At 37.4% G+C, this 19,521-nt stretch carries 14 protein-coding genes and 1 riboswitch; all 14 genes read left to right on the top strand.

Annotation, left to right across the window (positions count from 1 at the left end):
- The first annotated feature begins 24 nt into the window (after positions 1 to 24).
- The gene (locus CBF35_RS08390) at positions 25 to 1,566 is read left to right on the top strand and encodes a bifunctional metallophosphatase/5'-nucleotidase (RefSeq protein WP_126780055.1); all 1,542 of its coding nucleotides are present in this window, start codon (positions 25 to 27) and stop codon (positions 1,564 to 1,566) included.
- Between the two features lie 137 nt (positions 1,567 to 1,703).
- Positions 1,704 to 1,873, top strand: a riboswitch (M-box (ykoK) riboswitch).
- 140 nt (positions 1,874 to 2,013) lie between these two features.
- Positions 2,014 to 2,922, top strand: coding sequence for an LCP family protein (locus CBF35_RS08385; protein ID WP_244922580.1), 909 nt, complete (start codon positions 2,014 to 2,016; stop codon positions 2,920 to 2,922).
- Between the two features lie 18 nt (positions 2,923 to 2,940).
- On the top strand, positions 2,941 to 4,107 hold the full coding sequence (locus tag CBF35_RS08380) for an FtsW/RodA/SpoVE family cell cycle protein (protein WP_126780053.1): 1,167 nt from the start codon (positions 2,941 to 2,943) through the stop codon (positions 4,105 to 4,107).
- Between the two features lie 463 nt (positions 4,108 to 4,570).
- Positions 4,571 to 5,086, top strand: coding sequence for a winged helix-turn-helix transcriptional regulator (locus CBF35_RS08375; RefSeq protein WP_126780051.1), 516 nt, complete (start codon positions 4,571 to 4,573; stop codon positions 5,084 to 5,086).
- 45 nt (positions 5,087 to 5,131) lie between these two features.
- Positions 5,132 to 9,136, top strand: coding sequence for an isopeptide-forming domain-containing fimbrial protein (locus tag CBF35_RS08370; protein WP_126780049.1), 4,005 nt, complete (start codon positions 5,132 to 5,134; stop codon positions 9,134 to 9,136).
- Positions 9,137 to 9,164: 28 nt separating this feature from the next.
- Positions 9,165 to 9,527: an LPXTG cell wall anchor domain-containing protein gene (locus tag CBF35_RS08365; RefSeq protein ID WP_126780047.1), complete on the top strand. Its 363-nt coding sequence runs from the start codon at positions 9,165 to 9,167 to the stop codon at positions 9,525 to 9,527.
- The gene (locus CBF35_RS08360) at positions 9,520 to 10,326 is read left to right on the top strand and encodes a WxL domain-containing protein (protein ID WP_126780045.1); all 807 of its coding nucleotides are present in this window, start codon (positions 9,520 to 9,522) and stop codon (positions 10,324 to 10,326) included. Before CBF35_RS08365 ends, CBF35_RS08360 begins: the two co-directional genes overlap by 8 nt.
- A 118-nt stretch (positions 10,327 to 10,444) precedes the next feature.
- Positions 10,445 to 11,266 carry a WxL domain-containing protein gene (locus CBF35_RS08355; protein WP_126780043.1) on the top strand — a complete coding sequence of 274 codons (822 nt, stop codon included), beginning with the start codon at positions 10,445 to 10,447 and terminating at the stop codon, positions 11,264 to 11,266.
- A 90-nt stretch (positions 11,267 to 11,356) separates the two neighbouring features.
- Entirely contained in the window at positions 11,357 to 12,442 is a 1,086-nt protein-coding gene (locus CBF35_RS08350; protein WP_126780041.1) for a WxLIP family cell surface protein, read from the top strand.
- Between the two features lie 25 nt (positions 12,443 to 12,467).
- Positions 12,468 to 13,139, top strand: coding sequence for a hypothetical protein (locus tag CBF35_RS08345; RefSeq protein WP_126780039.1), 672 nt, complete (start codon positions 12,468 to 12,470; stop codon positions 13,137 to 13,139).
- A gap of 16 nt (positions 13,140 to 13,155) precedes the next feature.
- A complete protein-coding gene (lepB, locus tag CBF35_RS08340; RefSeq protein WP_126780037.1) occupies positions 13,156 to 13,824 on the top strand; it encodes a signal peptidase I in 669 nt (222 codons plus the stop codon).
- 16 nt (positions 13,825 to 13,840) lie between these two features.
- Positions 13,841 to 14,854: a DUF916 domain-containing protein gene (locus tag CBF35_RS08335; RefSeq protein WP_126780035.1), complete on the top strand. Its 1,014-nt coding sequence runs from the start codon at positions 13,841 to 13,843 to the stop codon at positions 14,852 to 14,854.
- Positions 14,855 to 14,877: 23 nt separating this feature from the next.
- Positions 14,878 to 15,396 carry a serine integrase family protein gene (locus CBF35_RS08330; protein WP_126780032.1) on the top strand — a complete coding sequence of 173 codons (519 nt, stop codon included), beginning with the start codon at positions 14,878 to 14,880 and terminating at the stop codon, positions 15,394 to 15,396.
- Between the two features lie 227 nt (positions 15,397 to 15,623).
- Positions 15,624 to 19,520 (top strand): pectate lyase-like adhesive domain-containing protein, encoded by a 3,897-nt coding sequence (locus tag CBF35_RS08325; protein WP_126780030.1) that lies wholly within the window; start codon positions 15,624 to 15,626, stop codon positions 19,518 to 19,520.
- The last annotated feature ends 1 nt before the right edge of the window (position 19,521 follow it).

Genomic DNA, 19,521 nt, shown 5'->3' with positions numbered 1-19,521 from the left:
TTAAAGAGCGAAAGGAGCAGAATCATGAAACTAACTTTTTTATCAACAAGTGATCTTCACGGCTATGTCTTTCCCACAGATTTCCGCAAAAGAAATCAAAGCTTGCCTTTTGGGGCAACTAAAGTTAAAGAGTTAATGACTAAAATTGCTGCTGAAACCACAGAACCAGTCTTTAAAATTGACAATGGTGATTTTCTACAAGGCTCACCCCTTAGTTATTTTGCAGCGAAAAAACCAGCTTCCACCGAAATGGCAGCAGTGATGAATGCTATGGGCTATGATGCTGGTGTTTTAGGCAACCATGAATTTAACTATGGCCGGGAGTATTTAGAACGAACGCTGGCAGCCTTAAATTACCCAGTCTTATGTGCGAATATTTTGAAAGAAGATGGAACACCCCTAACTGGCCATGCGTATAAGATTATCGAAAAAGCCGGTGTCAAAGTTGCCATCTTAGGCTTGACGACTCAGTACATTCCAAATTGGGAACAACCAGCGACTGTTAAAGGGTTAACCTTTAAATCAGCTGTAACTGTGGCTCAAGAATATCTGCCACAGTTAAGAGCATTAGCAGATATTGTCGTTGTTAGTTATCACGGTGGTTTTGAACGTGATTTAGGGACAGGGTCCCCAACTGAGGTCCTAACTGGTGAAAATGAAGGCTATGACTTGCTCAACAATGTCCCGGGAATTGACGTCCTGTTAACAGGACATCAACACCGAGAGATAGCTTGGAATAAAGGAAATGTTCCGACAACCCAACCAGGTGATAAAGGTCGGTTTTTAGCTCAAGTAACTTTGAGCTATGATCAGCCTACGAAAGAAATTCGGGCAGCTCATAGTGAGTTGTTAGCAATGACTGGTGAGGAAAATCAGCGAATGCGAGAAAAATTCACGCCTTTATTAACAGAAGTCGAAGCGTGGCTTGATACTCGGATTGGTCGGGTGGAAGGCAACATGGCAATTACTGATCCAATGGCAGTTCGTACAAAGGGCCATCCTTACATTGAGTTTATTCATCAAGTTCAGATGGAAGCCACTGGCGCAAAAATTTCTGGCACAGCCTTATTCGATAATAATGGTAAAGGCTTTAGTGAAGAAATTACCATGCGTGATATTGTAACGAATTACATTTATCCGAATACTTTAGCTGTGGTGAAAGTGACTGGCGCAGAATTTAAAGCTGCTTTAGAACGTTCTGCTAGTTATTTCGAAGTTAGTCCTGAAGGGGAGTTAATTGTCAGTCCAGCCTTTTTATCACCAAAGGTTGAACACTATAACTATGATCTCTATACAGGAGTGAACTATCAGATCAACGTTAAGGAACCAGTTGGTCAGCGAATTAGTGGCTTAACTTATGAAGGGCAATTAATCCAACCGACAGATGAGTTAGAGCTTGTCATTAATCAGTACCGGGCAGTTGGGGGTGGCGATTACCCGATGTTTGGACCAGAAAAGATTATTCGGGAAGTGACAGTTGATATGACCGAGTTAATGTCGGATTATTTACAAAAGCATCCGGTGATAAAAACAAAAGAAACGACTAATTTTTCTGTTAATTATTAGAATTAAAAGAAATAGCTAGGCTGACTTTCGGAGTTTCGGAAGTCAGTCTTTTTTTGCATCTGTACAAGTAAAGAATTTATTAACGAACAAAAAAATAATTGAAAAAAAAGAAACAGCTTGTTATAGTTTTAGCAGTAATTAATAATTGTTAGGTGAGGCTCCTAGTCAAACATAAGCTACTGACCAGAAATGTCGAGAGACTCTAATGGTTAGGACAAGAATTGTCGAAATAAGGCTTTTCTCAAAGTAGCTAAAAGCAACGCTTTTTACGTTGGCTAGTGCTAAAACTCAACGAAGAATATTCAGCTATAGCTAAATTATTTTCTCGTCCTGACTCTTATTTAAGTGAGGTCTTTTTTGTCTGTTTTTTTAGAGAAACTAGTAGCAACTATTCTTTAAAAAGTGGGGGAGTTGGTCGGTGTGAAATTTAGCTAAAGGAGAAAAAAAATGAAAAAACTTATTGCAGTACTTAAAGTCGTAATTATTGTGCTATTAACGAGTATTTTACTGGTTTTATCATATATCGCTTATAACATGTACAGTGGATATAAAGCGGCCAGTGAAGGGCAGGTTCCCTCAGAAATTGAATTTCAAGGTGAGAAAACCGAAGAGGCTCATAAAATCAACATTTTATTAGTGGGGTCTGACGCCCGTTCTAAAGAGGAGTTAGGTCGGGCAGATACTTTAATGGTTGCCCAATATGACACTGAGACAAAAATCCCTAAGTTAGTCTCGATTATGCGCGATGCTTACGTTGAGATACCAGGCTATTGGCCGGATAAAATCAATGCTGCTTATTCATATGGCGGACCGGAGCTAATGCGAGAAACCTTAAGTGACAATTTAGGTCTAACATTAGAGTACTACGTGACCTTAACTTTTGCTGATTTTACTAATATCATTGACGACTTATTCCCAGAAGGGGTTGAAATTAATAGTGAAAAACTATTAACAGTTGATAATGTCACGATTCAAAAAGGGGTTCAAAAAATGGATGGTCATACTTTATTACAGTATGTCCGTTTTAGAAAAGATGAAGAAGGGGATTTTGGTAGAATTCGTCGCCAAAATCAAGCGATGGGAGAATTGGCTAAGCAAGCACAAGACATGACAACCTTAGCTCGTTTGCCTAAGGTGATTGGAAAAACATTAGGCGCCTTAGACACTAATCTGACAATTAAAACCTTAACGAATATTAGTAAAGATTTTATTTTAGGAACAACCAAAGAACTTGAGCATTTATCCGTCCCAGTAGAGGATACTTGGAGTTTTGATGACTATACTGAGGCCGGCAGTGTAATTAGGTTAGACTTAGTTGAAAATAGCCGTCAGTTACATGATTTTTTAAATGATTAAATCGAGTGAGGAGCTAAGATGAAAAAAAAACAACAAAAGATTGATTTATTAATAGTCATCCCTTATGTCTTATTGTGTTTAATTGGCATATTAATGGTATTTAGTGCCAGCTCTTTTAATTTAATGACCTTAGGGGCTTACATGGGGAGTAAATTTTTAAAACAAAGTTTATTTGTGTGTATGGGCTTTATAACAGCGTACTTTTTTTACCGTGTGAAGTTAGAAGTCCTTTTCACGAAAACACTAATCAGCCTATATATGTTGATTTCTTTGTTACTACTATTGATTGTCAGCTATACGCCATTAGGAATTGATGTTGGTGGGGCTAAACGTTGGATTCCTTTAGGGGGAATCAATATTCAGCCATCAGAGATTGTTAATGTGATTTTCATTTTATATCTTGCTAACTATTTATCAAAACATCCAGTTTCAGAGCCCTTAAAGGAACGGTACCGTAAACCTTTAATTATTTGTTTTACATACATCTTACTAGTTGCCCTCCAACCAAACGTTGCTGGGGCAGCCATGTTGTTGATTTTGCTAGTCACAATGCTTTTAGCAAGTGGCGTGCCGGTTTTATTATCAGTCGGTGTTGGCGCCCTAGGAATGGCTTTGCGCTCGTTAATTACTTTTGTGGCCTTAAACATCAACCGCCAATTTGTCCCAGCAAAATACCGTTATCTGTTAGTTCGTTTTGAGTTAATGGGAAATCCTTTTCTAGATGAATTTGATAAAGGGTATCAAACTTCAAATTCTTATTATGCGATGTATAATGGTGGCTTTTGGGGCAGAGGCTATGGGCAAAGTTTACAAAAAAAGAATCGTTTACCAGCAGCAGATACGGATTTTATTTTTTCAGTCACAATTGAAGAACTAGGCTTAGTAGTAAGTATGCTGATTCTTTTTCTACCCTTTTTAATTGTCTTAAGAACGTTTTATTTAGCGATCATTATTGAAGATAGCCGAAAGTCTTTATGTTGTTTTGGGATTGGGATGGTTTTATTATTGCAAGTATCTGTCAATGTGGGCAGCTTGTTAGGTTATATCCCAATGACAGGAGTGACATTTCCTTTTGTTAGTTACGGTGGATCAAGTGTCATTATCTTATCATCTTTAATTGGCATTGTTTTGAACATTAGCCGTTGGCAGAACAAAAGTGTTATAAGGAAAGAAGAAAAAAAATAAATGGAATAAAAAAAAACACGACCTTTTTAGGTCGTGTTTTTTTTTATCTTGATAGAATATATCCTGTGTAAATTAGAATGGTTTAAAAATATTTTATAAGTCAATTTTAAAACTATCGTATTTTATCTGGAAATTATTTAAGAGGGATGTTAATTTTCAGTTAATCTGTAGATAGAAAAAACTAAAAGTAAAGCCTAATAATTGAACTAGTTAATAGAACAAATACACCACATATAAAAAACAAAAAACTAAAAAATATCTATATTCGTTGGTATGATAGTGTTTTATAGCCGTTTTTTCACAAAAAATAAAAAAGTTTTTTTATTTTCAAATAATTAATGGACAAGTAAATGAACATTGTGGTACACTTGTAGACGAAAGAAATACAGATGCTCACAATTTACATAAGATATATTATAAAAAGCTGATAAAAGCGTTATTTAGTTGATAAGGAGGGAATGACTTGGCTATTTATGGATATGTTCAATCAAATCATCCAGGAAAGCTCCTTGAACAAATCAAAGTTTTGATGACCCAAAAATGTGATAGTGTCGTTATAGAAGATGAAAACGATAGTTCTCAAACTAAATTAAGTGATTTGATTACTAAAATTCAAGCTGGAGATAAGCTGATTACAGTTGATGTTAAAGTTTTAAATTTAAATATTGAAAGCTTTATAAAGTTTTTAAGTGATCTTGAAAGGCGCCAAGCCACGTTTGTAAGTGTCAATGACCGATTTGATAGTCGTTTGGCATATTCTTTAAAAGATAATTTGAAGTTGTTTAATAAATTATCAGCCTTAAGTAAGAAGTCAAAAGAAGGAAAGTCTGAAATAAAAGAAACTGGCCGACCGAAAATCGATGAAAGTAAAATTAAAGAGATTAATTATCTATACAATGATAAAAAAATGAATATGAGACAGATTGCAGAAATGTGCGATGTAGCATTGGGTACAGTTCATAAATACTTGAATAAATAAACAAGGTGTTATGAGAATATTAAAAAGATATAGGATGGTGCTAAGGTGGAAAAAAAGAAAAAATTCTGGCTTATGATTATTGGGTTAGTTGCTATGTTAAGTTTTACCGTATTTAAGGAATCGAGTAAATTAAAAGCTTCTGAAACAGATCAAAGTAGTTTTGAATTGAGTTTAATTAACAATGAAGTAAATACAAATGATGACCTGATTGTGGACTTAAATATAAAAACCGGTAATCAAGAATCATTAACAATTAAAATGTCAGAAGGGTTAACCCTTCAGGAAAGTACATTTGAAAACATTTCGGAACTAGAAGGAATAAGCATTGAATTATTAAAAGAAAATGCCGCAATCATAAAAACAGAAAACGTAGTTAAAGATACATCTATTAAACTATTATTTAATAGTTCAGAAGTGGGACCGCATAAACTAGAGTTCAGTAGCAATGATAAAGTTATTAAAGAATTTGATGTGACGGTCTTAGAAGAAGAAATAGAGGAAGTTAAAAATGAAATTAATAAATTAGCATCAACGAAATCGACATACGCTGGAGAAGAAATCAACGTCGGAACGTGGCAAGAGTTTGTTGATGGGATTGCTAATAGTAATGTTGGAACAATTAATGTAACACAGTCAATTAAAAATCCAAATCCAGCTGGGTCAGTGACTTCGGCTACAGTTGGAACCTTAAATCGTAGTTTGAAAATTCAAGGAGTTGTAAATGGTGGAGTCAAACCAGTTATTGATTTTGGAGATACCAAAGGAATTCGATCTCCAGGATTAACTTTAGCATCTGGAAGTGGTGCCAAAGAGTTAAGTTTAAATAACGTTGAATTTAAAGGACGAGACACATTATCGAATGGAAGAGCGAGCGAAGGGGCAATGATTTATTCAAATGATACCTCTAGCAGTTGGACAATTAATCATTCTGGCTTTGAATATAAATACGGTAGTACGAAACGATATATTTACGGCCCAACGATTTCAGTAGTTTTTGATGGTGAAAAAACTACAATAAAAAATGATTACAATACCGCGCCTAATACATCGGCTTCAACAACCGTTTCAGATAGCTGGAGTCGCTTAATTGAGGCACGAAATTTATTAATCACAAATCAAACAGAAGTTGAAGTTGAAACAGTCGACATTTTCTTCTTAACTACATATACAGGTGGTACAAATCGCGAAAATGGCACAAGTGTTGTAATTGAAAAAGGGTCATCATTAGTTGGTAGCAATAAAAAAACAGCATTCATAATTGCAGAAAAAGCACCTTATTTTAATTTCTATGTCCAAGGGGACTTGGACAATCCAGACAATAAGAGTCAGTCCAGCAAAGTGGAAATTAATGCAAACACTAAGTACACAGATCGATATGGTGGTGCAATTACGGTTGAAGGTAGTTACGCCCATTATAAGATTGACCAAGAGTCAGAATTGATTGTCAACTCACGGTGGTCACCGTCAACAGTAATGATGAGTCAATATGGTGTTTTCGATGTTGATAATAAATCAAAATTAACAGCGACAGCGTTGTCCGATGATGGTTATTCATTGGGTGGAACTATTCGCTTCAGAGACCAAGGGGATATGACGTTTAATATCCTTAATGAATCAGAGTTAAGTATCGTCAAAAAAGATATTAACGCTAGCGGTAATGCTGCTACTGCAAATAGAGGGGCCGCTATTAGAATGTTTGGTGGCAATAATATAGTTAACGTTTCAGGTTCATCAAAAATGTTTATCGATAATAACTCTAATGAATATGCAATTCAGTATACTTCAGGAGGTGGGAATCAGTTTAATTTAAAAGATAAGAATTCTCGCGTGGTCATAAATTCTCATCGTTCAGGGGGATTAGGTGGCCAACAAGTAAATATCGTCGGTGAATCAGGAACAGAATTCCAAGTTGTTTCAGGTGGAACAGACCCAGCGTTTGATTATGGGAATGACTCAGTACTAGAGTTTGATAATATGTTGTACTATGATTTCTCACAAACGAACCAGAGAAATGTGTTCGCCACGAATAGGGCAGTTCTTAATTCGATTAATTCTGATGCTAGTATTTGGGGAAATAAATCTAGACTAGATGGAAACCCGGACAAAGCTTGGACATTAATTGATATTGGAGCAAGTAAAAGAAATTTAGCTACTATTAATGCGCAATTTCAAATGGAATTAATGCCAGGTCAGGTAGGGAATACTTACTACAGTGACAATGATGCGCGTCAAGTTTTAACAACAAGGGGATCAAGATTTGAGGATTTATCCCGATTTAGTGGAAATAATGCGAAACCAATAGTAGATGAATTAAGAGTACCAACCAATGCTGATAAAAATATATATGGGCATGTCTCAGTTCCTGAGGGGGTTGAAGGGATTCGTGATGCCTGGACAGATGAAGTGACTGTTGCTCTTAAAGTAACGAAAACAGATGGTACAAGTTACGAGTTATATGGTAAAACCATTGGAACTGACGGAAATAGTAATGGCCTTTCGGTCTATGGTGAACCGGCTAGAGGCGGTATGTTTACGGTTCCTAGTGAAAATAATGAATTTTTCAAAACCGGTGACAAAGTTGAAGTATTAAGAGCTTGGCGTGGCGGAGCAGGTGGAGAAGTAAATCCCAATCCAGCTAAAACACACATCGGGTATCCAGAAGATAATGATTTATGGGTTAAAGAGGCTGCTGTAGCAGAAGATGTTACTCCGCCAAGTAATTTAAAAGTAGATACTTTAAGTAATAGTAGTAAGCAAATCTCAGGTACTTTAGGTGAGGACGCTGCACATATCTTTGTTAAATTGAATGACGAATGGTTGAAAAATAGTGATGGCAGCTTAATGACAGGTCGTTCTGAAAATGGTAAGTGGCAAATCGATTTACCAGCATATTTTAGCAAAGAGGATAAAGTTGAGGTATATGCTAAAGACGAATCAGAGTTAACAGATCAATTAATAAATCCACCTACTTCAAATACCCTTGAACCGAATCAAAAATATGGAAACTTAGTTATTTCAACAGCCAACTATGGTGCATATCAAGGTTTCCATGATGCCATAAAAAATGGCTCAAAAGATGAACGTTTTGAATCAGGGAAAATGGTTCAAGTAACAGATTTAATCCCAAGTCTACCAGTTGTGACTAAAAAAGTTGTTTCAGATACTTTAGATGGGGGCAATAATCAAATAACTCAAGTAGGTAGCGAGTTAACTTACACAATCACGATTAAAAACAACGATACAGTAGCAAGTAATAAAATCTGGTATGACGCAGCTCTAGATGATACGTTACCAGTTGGCTTAGCTTTTTCTTTAGAAAAAGGTGAAGTCAAAATTAACGATCAAGTTGCTGCAGCAGATCTAGTGACATATAAAGCTGATGATCGTCAGTTAATTGTTAAACTAGGTGACTTAAAACCACAAGAAACGGCAACTGTCAGTTTTAAAACAACGGTTACTAGAGAAGCTGTCGATACGGTTGTCGAAAATATAGCTTGGGGAACAGGCCACTCGCCACAAGAAACACCCTTTGTTCCAGGGCCAATTAACCCTGACTCAGAGCATGTGATTATTAAGGACAAAGGCTCAGTTGTTAACCCTGGTGGTACCGTAGCAGGTCAATTAATGTTAGAATCTGCGCCAACGGAAGTTGATTTTGGAACAGTGGATGTCATTGATTTCCAGAAAAAAATTAGCGTTAACAATGCTGATATGGCAACACCATTACTAGTCGAAGATACGAGAAAATCCCGAACGCCGTGGCATATTACTGCGGAAGTCGTGAAAGAAATGATTAATGGTGACGATGAGCACATTGGTGCATTAAAATATCGTTACAATGGCAAAGATTTAACCTTAGATAGTAGTATCAAAACAGTCTACGCCAACGATGCTGATACAGATGATTATCTCTTCAATATTTCCGATAGTTGGGGTAAAACAGCTAATTCAGAAGGTCTAAAATTAGTAATGGACCCTGTCAAAGTACCGAAAACGACAGGCAGTTATGAAGGCATTATTCGCTGGACCCTTCGTGATACGATAGAATAAACAGAATGTAAAAGGAGGGGAACTCGTAATGATTAAGTCAAAAAAACAGTTAATAACGGCATGCTTACTAGTTACCTTTTTCGTACTAGCATATGCCCTACCAATTGGTAGTGTTTACGCCAACGAAAAAGGCGAAGCTGGCCAGACTGGTGAAGTTGAGTTTTATTTAGAAAGTAGCTCGGATATACCAAAGCCAAAACCTAAACCAAAACCAGAACCAAAACCAAAACCAGAACCAAAACCAAAGCCAAAACCAGAACCAAAACCAGAACCGATCATCAAGCTGCCCCAAACCGGTAGTCAAAAAACAATGTTACCAATTCTAATCGGTGGAGCGTTATTGATTACTAGTAGTGTCGTTGTTTTAGAGAGGAGGGAGTCTTATGAGTAACATTAAGACGAAATTCTTAGTTGTATCTGGACTTCTGCCGCTCTTGTTAGTTAGTCTACCAAAAGAACACTTTGGCGATAAAGTAACCGAACTACCTAGTAAAGGCTCGATTCAGTATGAAGGAGCCGATTGGGTCACGAAACCTGTGGATCCTGAAGAGCCCGGGGAAGAAGTGGAGCCAGGTGGGGAAATCGTTAAAACAGAAGGGCCTTTAAGATTGGACTTTGTGCCACAATTAAATTTTGGGGCGCAAGCAATTTCTAAAGAAGACCAATTGTATTACGCCAACGCTCAGCTATTTAAAGGCGAAACCCCAGCCCGAGCCAACTATATTCAAGTCACAGATAGTCGCGGATCATTAGCTGGTTGGGAATTATCTGTTCGACAAGAACACCAATTTAGAAATGAGACAACCAAAAACAAAGAGTTAAAAGGTGCGATCTTATCTTTTGATAAACAATGGGCGAATTCAAGTTTTAGTAAAGACTATCAACCAACGATTGTCAAAGATGCGATAAAAATCGCCCAAATCGGAACGACTTATCCGATTGCCATTGCTGAACAAGGCAAAGGGGCAGGGACTTGGACGGTTGAATTTGGTTCTTCAGGCTCAGTTGAAGGGATTGAAAATACTTTAACACCAGTTCTGAATGCTGATGGCAAACCTTTAACGGATGCCACGGTGGAAGACAAACCGATGTATAAAAACCAAGCAATCTCGCTGTTTGTTCCGGGAGCAACCTTAAAAGATCCGGTCAAATATACAACGACATTAACTTGGACAATCGCCGAATTATAAAGAGTCGTCAACTTGTTCGAACCGGGAATAACGTTAAAAGGGCCGGTACAAAATGGAATGCTAATTTGGCTGAACACCAAATTGACATAAATAAAAAACCTATAGGAGGAATTTCATAATGAAATTACAAAAATTTACATGTGCAGCAGTTCTAAGTGCATTAGTCTTAGGAGCGGTAGCACCAACAGCATTAGCAGCAGAAGAAGCAAGAACACTTAACGGTAAAGGTACAATCCAATACATCGAAAACGATGATTCAAACAACGAAGGCAACGAAGTTGTTGACCCGGAGAAACCAGATGAAAAAATTGATGTTGAAGAAGAAGAAGGAACAAACAACAACGATAAAAAAGGAACATTACGTGTTGATTTCGTTTCACACTTAGACTTTGGCGCAACTAACAAAATTAAAACAGGTGCTGGGGAATACTTCGCATCACCAACAGTAGGAACAAACAAAGCTGGTGATGAAGTTAAACGTGGTAACTTCGTGCAAGTAACAGACCAACGTGGTGATGGCATTAAAGGCTGGAAATTATCAGCTAAAGTAACAAGCCCATTCACAAACACAGCTGGTGACGTTCTTGATGGCGCAAAATTAACATATTCTAACCCATTTGTTAACAGTGACCAAACAGATAAAACAAACTTACCAACACCAACATCATCAGTTGTTTTAGATACAACAGGCGCAGCTGTTGATTCAGCCGTAATGTTAAGTGCTGATGCAGCAACTAAACAAGGTTGGGGAGCATACACAATCGAATACGGTCGTCCAGCTTTAGATGCAGACGATAAAGTTGTTGAAGATGGAACAACAGGAGTAATTACACAACCAACAATGGCAGAGTCAGTTAAATTAGACGTGCCAGCAAACACACCATTAAAAATTGGTGATGCTTACCAAGCAACAATCCTTTGGACAATTGCTGAATTATAAGAAACAGTAAAGTATCGATAGGACTTAAAACATAATCAAGGCGCTAAAAGAAACTCTTTTAGCGCCTTAATTTTTAAAAAGGAGCTAGTTATGAAGAAAAGAATTCTGAAAGTTGTATTATTATTAAGCTTATTTTGTTTATTACCAACTAAGAGCTTGGCAGATGAAACGGAAAGTAAAATTAAGCAAGTTGGATTTTCATACAAGATTAACCACCCAACGAATCAGATTGGCAGCGGTGGAGCCTTGAACTTAAAAATGAATCCAGGGCAAGAACAAATAGCAACAGCCACAATTAGAAATACGAGTAATCAAGATATCACCGTTTTATTATCGTTAAATGGCGCACGTACTAATAGTAATGGCGGACTTGAGTATGGGCCAAATGATTTTAAAGCTGATAAAAGCATGGCGTATGACATTACTGATTTAATTGAAGTTCCTAAAGAAATTCAAATAGCTAAAAATAGTGAAAAAGACATTGAAATGACAATCAAAATGCCTAAAGTTCCTTATGAAGGAATCGTTACTGGTGGCCTACAAATGATTGAAAAAGATGAAGGTAAAGAAGAAGTAACCTCAACAACGATTATTAACAAAGTTGCCTATTTATTTGGAATAACGCTACAAATGGATGAGACGGAACTAAAACCTCAGATCGACTTACAAAAAGTTTATCCCGAGCAAGCTAACTTTCGAAATGCTGTCTTTTTAGATTTTGCTAATGTGGTAGCGATGAAAGTTAACGGTTTAATGCTAGATATTGAAATTACTAATGAAGGCAAAGAAGATGTCTTGTTTGAAAGCAAAAAGAATAACATGGAGATGGCGCCGAATACGGTGATGTCTTACCCAGTTAGTTTTGGTGGTGAAAAAATGTTAGCTGGTAAATACACAGCTCATGTTTTAGCAAGTGCCCATGGCGAAGAATGGAAGTGGGACAGTGATTTTACCATTACGAAAGAACAAGCAGATAAGTTTAACCAACAAGATGTGAATTTAGTTCAAGAACGTGGTTTAGACTGGAAGCTAATTGCAGTAATTGTTTCGGCTTTAGTGTTCGTAATAGCCGGTATTTATTTTGTAAGGAAAAGTCTTAATAAGAAGAAAACAAGCAAACGGAATACTAAAAACAGCAGTAAAAGTAGTAGTAAAAGCAGAAAAAAAACAAGATAATCTATAGAAAAGCGAGGCGGTAAAAATGTTACTAATTGAATGGGTGATTTTAATCTCAGCCTCATTGGCAATTCTTTCAGTTATCATGTTTTTTATCTTTTTTACGTCTTTTCTTCGTACGAAAGGTCAACTGAAAATAGTCAAAGGGAATAAACCTAAAAAACGTCGCAGTCAACGAAAGTGGCGCCGGGATCTGAAGGCTTTGGATGAGCAGCAGAGTAGTAGTCGGAAAGGGTTTAGCTTGTTCTTACTATTGTTAATTATTTCAGTAGCAGTCGGTGGCTATACTAAGTTTTATCAAATGACTAATATGACTGAAGTTGATACAAACAATATTGTTAGTGGTTATTATTTGATTGAGCAGGCGGAAGCGCAACTAATTAAAGTGTCAAAAGATGAGGGTGAAGAAAAACAGCTAAGTGAAAACATTCATACTTTAGCAGTTCGCATGGCCAGTTTCTCAGCTAAAAAAGGAAATGACCGGGCCTCAGAGGAAGGTCAACATCTTTTAAATCGCTACTACGCAAGAATGGGCCAATTTGGTGTTAACTTATCTTCCCAAAATTATCAAGAGTTAGCAACGAAAGCCGAATTAATGAAAGACTATATGGATGATATTGTCCGAGTCCAAAAGGCCCAAAAAGCCCTCTTAGATTTTTATAAAATTAATGAAGCTTCTTTAAGTGAGAAAAAATAAGGTTAGGTGAAGACAGATGACTAAAGAAAAACGTAAAAAGCGAAAAAAACGAACTAGTCATAACAATCATACTGCCGTTAAAAAAAGTAAAAAAAAGCGTAGCCAAGGAAGTAAAAAGAAAAAAGCTCAAAAAGAGGTTAAGGTTAAGATCTTTAAAGAATTAAAAATGTTAACAACGGCCTTTGCAATTTGTTTAACCATTATTGCAATTTCAATCTTTTTAACTACAACTTTTGGTAAAATGACCGGTTATTCAATGCTACCAACTGTTAATAATAATGATGTTTTTAGTATTAATAAAGTCACTAGTATTAAAAATTTTGATGTCGTCTATTTAAAAGTTCCTAAAAAAAATGGTGAAAAAACGGTTCGCCGCGTCATAGGTATCCCAGGGGATGAGCTATCCTACAAAAATGACGAATTATCAATCAATACGATTGGGAAGTCAGAACGCTATTTAAATAATCGTAAAAATGACTTATTAGGTGGGATATTGACGGAAGACTTTACTTTGAAAAGTTTAACAGGTCAATCGAAAGTACCAAAGGATCACTATTTCGTTATGGGAGACAATCGGCAAAGTTCCGCGGATAGCCGCGATTATGGCTTTGTTCATAAAAAAGATATTGTCGGAAAAGTAGAAGTGGTTCTCTTTCCGCTATCTAACTTAAAAAACATTAGATAAGGGGAAAAATAAAACAATGAAAATATTAGTCAAAAAAATCAAGTTAATCATGCTATTTAGCGTCATTAGTTGTTGTTCCGTTCTGAGTCTAACGACAAAAGTTCAGGCAGAAGAAGGGATTGGCTTTTCTTACTACAATCAAATACCGAAAAATCAACTGACAGAAGGGTCTTATTTTGATTTATTAGTTAAACCTAAAGACAAGCAGACCTTAATAACCGAAGTTAGAAATGAAAGTTCGGAAAGTATCACTGTGAAAGTTAGTATCAATGATAGTAAAACGACTGGTACAGGGGTTATTGACTATGGCCCCTCTAATTTGAAAAATACGAAAGGCTTAGCTATTAAGCTAAATGATATATTGACAGGTCCGACAGAAGTAACTTTAAAAAAAGGTGAAGTTAAAGAATTAGAGTTTCAATTAGTTGTTCCGGAAAAATCCTTTGAAGGAGTTATATTAGGTGGGATTCAATTAGAAAAAGTTACTAAAAATATAGTAAGTAAAGAAGCCGTTTCAGTTCAAAATAAGTATGCTTACGCGTTTTCTGTTTCTTTAAGAGAAGATAAAAAGAAACTAGCTTATGACTTAAATTCTGTTAAAAGTGACTATCAGGTGACATCACGTGGAAGTCAAGTAACTCTAGAAATAACGAACGATACCCAAGAAATTGTTAAGGATTTAAAATTATCTACAATTATAACCGCATTAGATGCAAAGGAAGTTTTAGTTGAAAAAGTCTCAGATAAAATTAAAATGGCCCCAATGTCAGTCATGGATTACACGGTTGAATTTCCCAAAGAAGCTCCTGGAAAATATATTACTAGAACGACAGCTCAAGCTGGCAAACAAGAGTGGCGCTGGGAAAATGAGTTTGAAGTTTTGGAGCAAGATCAAGCACTGGGCAATCAAGTACTAGAAGACGATGAACCTGGAAAAAACAGTTTGTTTTGGGTAGTTGCCATTATTTTAACTTTAATCAGCGGGACTGGTGTTTTATTTGTAGCAATCAGACTGTATAAAAAGAATTAAAGTAAATGAGGTGAAGCGATTCTATGAAAGTCGGGTATACAGTTAAGCGAGAACATATTAATTATTTGAAAAATTACTGTGACGAAGTCTATTATGCGGGAGTTGAAAAACTAACACCGAAATCATTTTTAGAATTTGTTATGATGCATCAAAAGCAAGAAATCATCATCAAAAATGTTGAAGATATCGGTCTGCAATTAGTTCAAATGTTACCAGCCTTAGAGGCACTAAAACAACAAGAAAAAGAGATTAAATTTTTAGAGAAAAATTTTGGTAGCGAGTTATCTGATGAAAATTTCAATCGCATGCTACTGAATTATGCAAGAAATGAAAAAGAAATTATGAGTGATCGAACCTTAGATGGCATCGAAGAAGCTAAGAAAAAAGGGATTCGTTATGGACGACCAAAAGTGAGCCAAGACATTATTCAACAAATTCGTTATTTGTCTTTAAACCAAGAGCGGAGTATACGGGAAATTGCTGAAATCTGTGGTGTCTCGATTGGAACAGTTCACAAATATGCCTCAAAAGAGGATACGTAAATTAAATGAGTAGGTCATAAAGGACCGGTGCCAAGAGAGCTTTCAATGAAGCTCTTTTTTTGCGTTTATTTTAAAAAAACAAGGCGTTATTATGGAGAAAAGAGAAGTGAAATGCTACAATAACTCCGAAATTATCTGATTTTTAATAGGTTTGAAAAATGAACGAAAGGGAATGGTGCTTTTGGCTAGGTTGAGAAGGCACTAATAACAAGAAAGGGAATAAAGTGATGAATAATAAAATAGGACTGGTTGTTTTAGGGTTGGTACTCAGTGTCGGCTTATTAGTCGGCTATTCGAGTCAAAAGGTCAATCATGTAATTTTAGGTAGTAGCAATCAGGAAGAAACTGTGTATTTAACTCAACTAGAAGCTGTTGAAGTTGGCAAGACTGCCCAGTTAGGTCTACAAATTAGTTCGACAATCGCTGATCAAGTAAGGTTGCAGTTTCCAGCTGAGACTGAATTTATAGGAATTAGCGAAGAGTCAGATCCCCAGCTAGAAGTAGTTTTTGAAGCAAGTAGCCAACAATTGATTATTACAACGAATAAGCGAAAAATGTTAGATGAAGAATCAGAAACTTACAATTCAAGCCTCTACGTTAAATTCAAAAGTGATTCTTCCGGCGATTACCTTTTTAAAACACTAATCAATAATCCACAAATTTTGACAGAAGAGGTTTTAGTGTCTGTTCAAGAAATAGACGCTTTAAGAACGGTCCGGGCAATCACTCCTAGATTAGTAACGAATGTCAGCACTTGGCCTCAGTTTAATGCCGCTCTTGCTAATAGCAGTGTTTCAGAAATAAATTTAACTGATAATATCCGGGCTACTTCGAGCCCCACCAACGTCACACGCAGTTTAAGAATAAACGGACATGGTTATCAACTAGACTTAGATAACCGGACTTTAATCTTAGGAAATGTTAACGCTCCCCAGAGTTTAACTTTTAATAATTTGATTTTAGCCGGTCGGGGGAGCGGTTCGAGAATCAACTCATCAACATCTAATAGTGCAAGTTGGACGCTAAATTTAGAAAGCCTTAGTTTTGGCAGTAGTATTGGCACTCAAAATATCTTTAATTTACCACAAGGACGAATTGCTTTTACAGGGGGAAGTAGTAACTTAGTTAGTAGCGTGACAGATACAAGCACAAGTCGTGGGATGTTGACGGCAAAAATTTTAGATGTGACCAATGGGGCCCAAGTGAATGGCCGTCTTGGGGGCGGATTTTTTTTCAGCAATGTTTCAGGAACGGAAACTACTATCGATCAAGGTGGCCAGCTAGTTATCCACTCAGAAACAGGTTTACTCTTTAATCAGACGAATCCTTCCAGTTTTAGTGTCGATGGTCAGAACAGTCTGCTCCAAGGAACTGGCAATCGTCAAAGTGCAGGTGATAATGGTACTTTAGTTTCGATGATTGGTCCTAATTCTCGTATCGAAGTCAACAATGGCGGTAAGATCGACATTTTTGCAACAGGAACACCTGCCATGTTGCTGAACAGTCAAAACGGTCGTTTTAGTGTTAGCAATGGCAGTTCGCTCAATCTAACATCATCTGGAGGTGCTAATGACCGAGCAGCTACTTTAAGATTTAGGGTCAATGGCGGCCAAACCTTTTTAGCTGAAAGCAACTCGAAAATTAATATTCGTAAGATTAGAGGTGGCACTGCTAATTCAGCAGCAGCAACCGCACCAGCTGTCCGGATGCGTAACCCTAATAATCGTTTTATAGTTAATTCTGGTGGGAAAGTATCCGTTTATAATCAAGGCAGTGGGCAACCTCAAAATCCAGGAGGTGTTAACCGTAACCAAGGGATTTTATATACAGAAGGTGATAACAGTCAATTCGAATTAAGTGGTGAAGGCTCAGTCGTTGAGATTGATGCTGACTTTGGGGCAGCAATCGACACTCATAACCAGACCGCTAGTATTAGCGCCAACGAAGGAACGACTTTTATTGCCAGGGGTCGAACGGCTTCGGAAGGCAGCGGTATTTTTAACACAAGTCGCTCAACAATCGCTTTAGATAAGGTGCGTTTTTTTGATTTTAGAAACGAGCGACCAGGTGGTGGGAATATTTTTAATGTTAGTGGGGGCTCCCGCTTAGAGTCGGTAAACTCGAATTTAAGTGTTTGGCGGAAAGGCAGTCACTTAGATGGCGATCCGGATCATGATTGGCCACTTTTTAGTTATGCTTTATCAGGAACTAATTTTAATCAAGTAGAGGAAAGTGACGATAATAACTTTACCGAAGTTTATAGTCAAGGTGGGTTAGGTGCCACAGCATTTGCCCGAATGAGTGGTAATAATGCCCCACCTGTTATCGATGAATTAAGACAACCAACTAATGCGGACAAATTTGTTTTTGGTCATGCCACTGTCCCAGTCGGAACTGAAGGTGGCCGGGATGCTTGGACAGATGAAGTCTTTGTCAAAGTCAAAATAACGAAAAAATCTGGTGAAACGGAAGAAATTATTGCCCCAACTTATGGGATGAATAATAATAATCCTGGCTTAGTTGTTTATGATGAAGAGCCTCGGGCCGGCCTTTTTAAAGGAGCTACGGATGAGGAAGGCTTTTTGCAAAGAGGGGACGTAATCCAGGTCACTAAAGCTTGGCGAGGAGAACTTGCTGAAGACTCTGAGCGAAATGTCTTTAGCCGACCAGAAGACCTTCAAGCCCCTGAACGAATCGTTGAAGATGTCACCCCACCAGCTAGTTTAGTTTTGGCAACGCCTGAGGTGACAAATGGGACGAAACAACTTGAGGGAACCATTGATCTCTTTGATGAACGGGATCAAGAAGAGCTAGAAATGCTTAAACTTTTTATTAAAGTGAATCAAGAATTTTTAAGAGACGAGCAAGGGGAGTTAGTCTCCCAGATTATTACTACTGAAAGTAGCCCGAGTAGCTCAACGAAAAAAAACTGGCTAATTAATTTACCAAGGTATTTTGATTTATCAGAAGAAATTGTGGAGATTTACGCTAAAGATTTAACTGAACTTAAGAGGGATCCGACAAGTGGAGAACTATTAGTAACTAACCCACCAGCCACTTACACTATAGAGCCAGATGGCGTGCCAGGGAATCTTTCTGTTTCGGCAGTTAATTATGAAGCTTATCAGGGCTATCATGATGCCCTCTTAGAGGAACGCTTTCAGTCAGCGCCTTCATTAGAAATCGAAGATGTCTTACCTAGTCCGCCAGTCGTTACTAAAACGGTTTCTTCTGACACGACTGATGGTCAAGGGCAAGAAGTTAGCCAAGTTGGTAGTCAATTAACTTACTCAATCACAATTGAAAACAGTGATGACGATAATAGTAGAAAAGTCTTAAGAAAAACTATTTTTGAAGACACCTTACCTTTAGGCGTGGATTTCTCCTTAGAGACGAGTGACTTACGAATCAACGATGCCCTCGTTCACCAAGAAAGAGTTGATTATGATGAAGAAAGTCGGCTCTTAACAATTGAACTTGGTGAACTTGAACCAGGGGATGTTCAAACCATTGTCTTTAAGGCAAGTGTGAACCGGGAAGCAGTTGGCACCGTCATTGAAAATCAAGCTCTTGGAATTGGTGAGACCCCACGAGAAACGCCCTTTATTCCGGGACCACTTAATCCAGATAGTACTTATGAGACTGTCCAAGGAGAAGGCCGTGTTAGTAACCCTGGTGGAGAAGTTGGGGGACTTTTAATCCTTGAATCAGCACCAAAATTAGTTGATTTTGGTAGCCATTTAATTACTGATTATCATCAGCAAGTTGGCGTTAATCAGCAAGATATTAGTGAGCCCTTAGTTGTTGATGATACGAGGAAAGGAGGCGGAACTTGGAGTGTTACGGCTCAAGTTGTGATGGAAATGACGAATGGTCTCGACGTTAAAAAAGGCTCACTAAAGTACTTATATAAGGATCAGCTTTTAACTTTAGGCAGTTCGGCTCAAGAAATTTATCAAGCAGCAGAAAACAATCCAGAAAAGCGTCATGTAATTACTGATAGCTGGGGACGGGAAGTGACCGCTGAGGGCTTAAAATTTCAGCTTGAAGCAGTCGATATTCCTCGAACAGAAGGGTTTTATCAAGGCGTCATTCGTTGGACACTTCGAGATACGATTGAATAGA

This window comes from Vagococcus salmoninarum, assembly GCF_003987495.1.
In the GTDB taxonomy this organism is placed as follows: Bacteria; Bacillota; Bacilli; order Lactobacillales; family Vagococcaceae; genus Vagococcus_D; species Vagococcus_D salmoninarum.
Note: the sequence above shows the minus strand (reverse complement) of the source record. Positions and strands in the feature narration are given on the sequence as shown.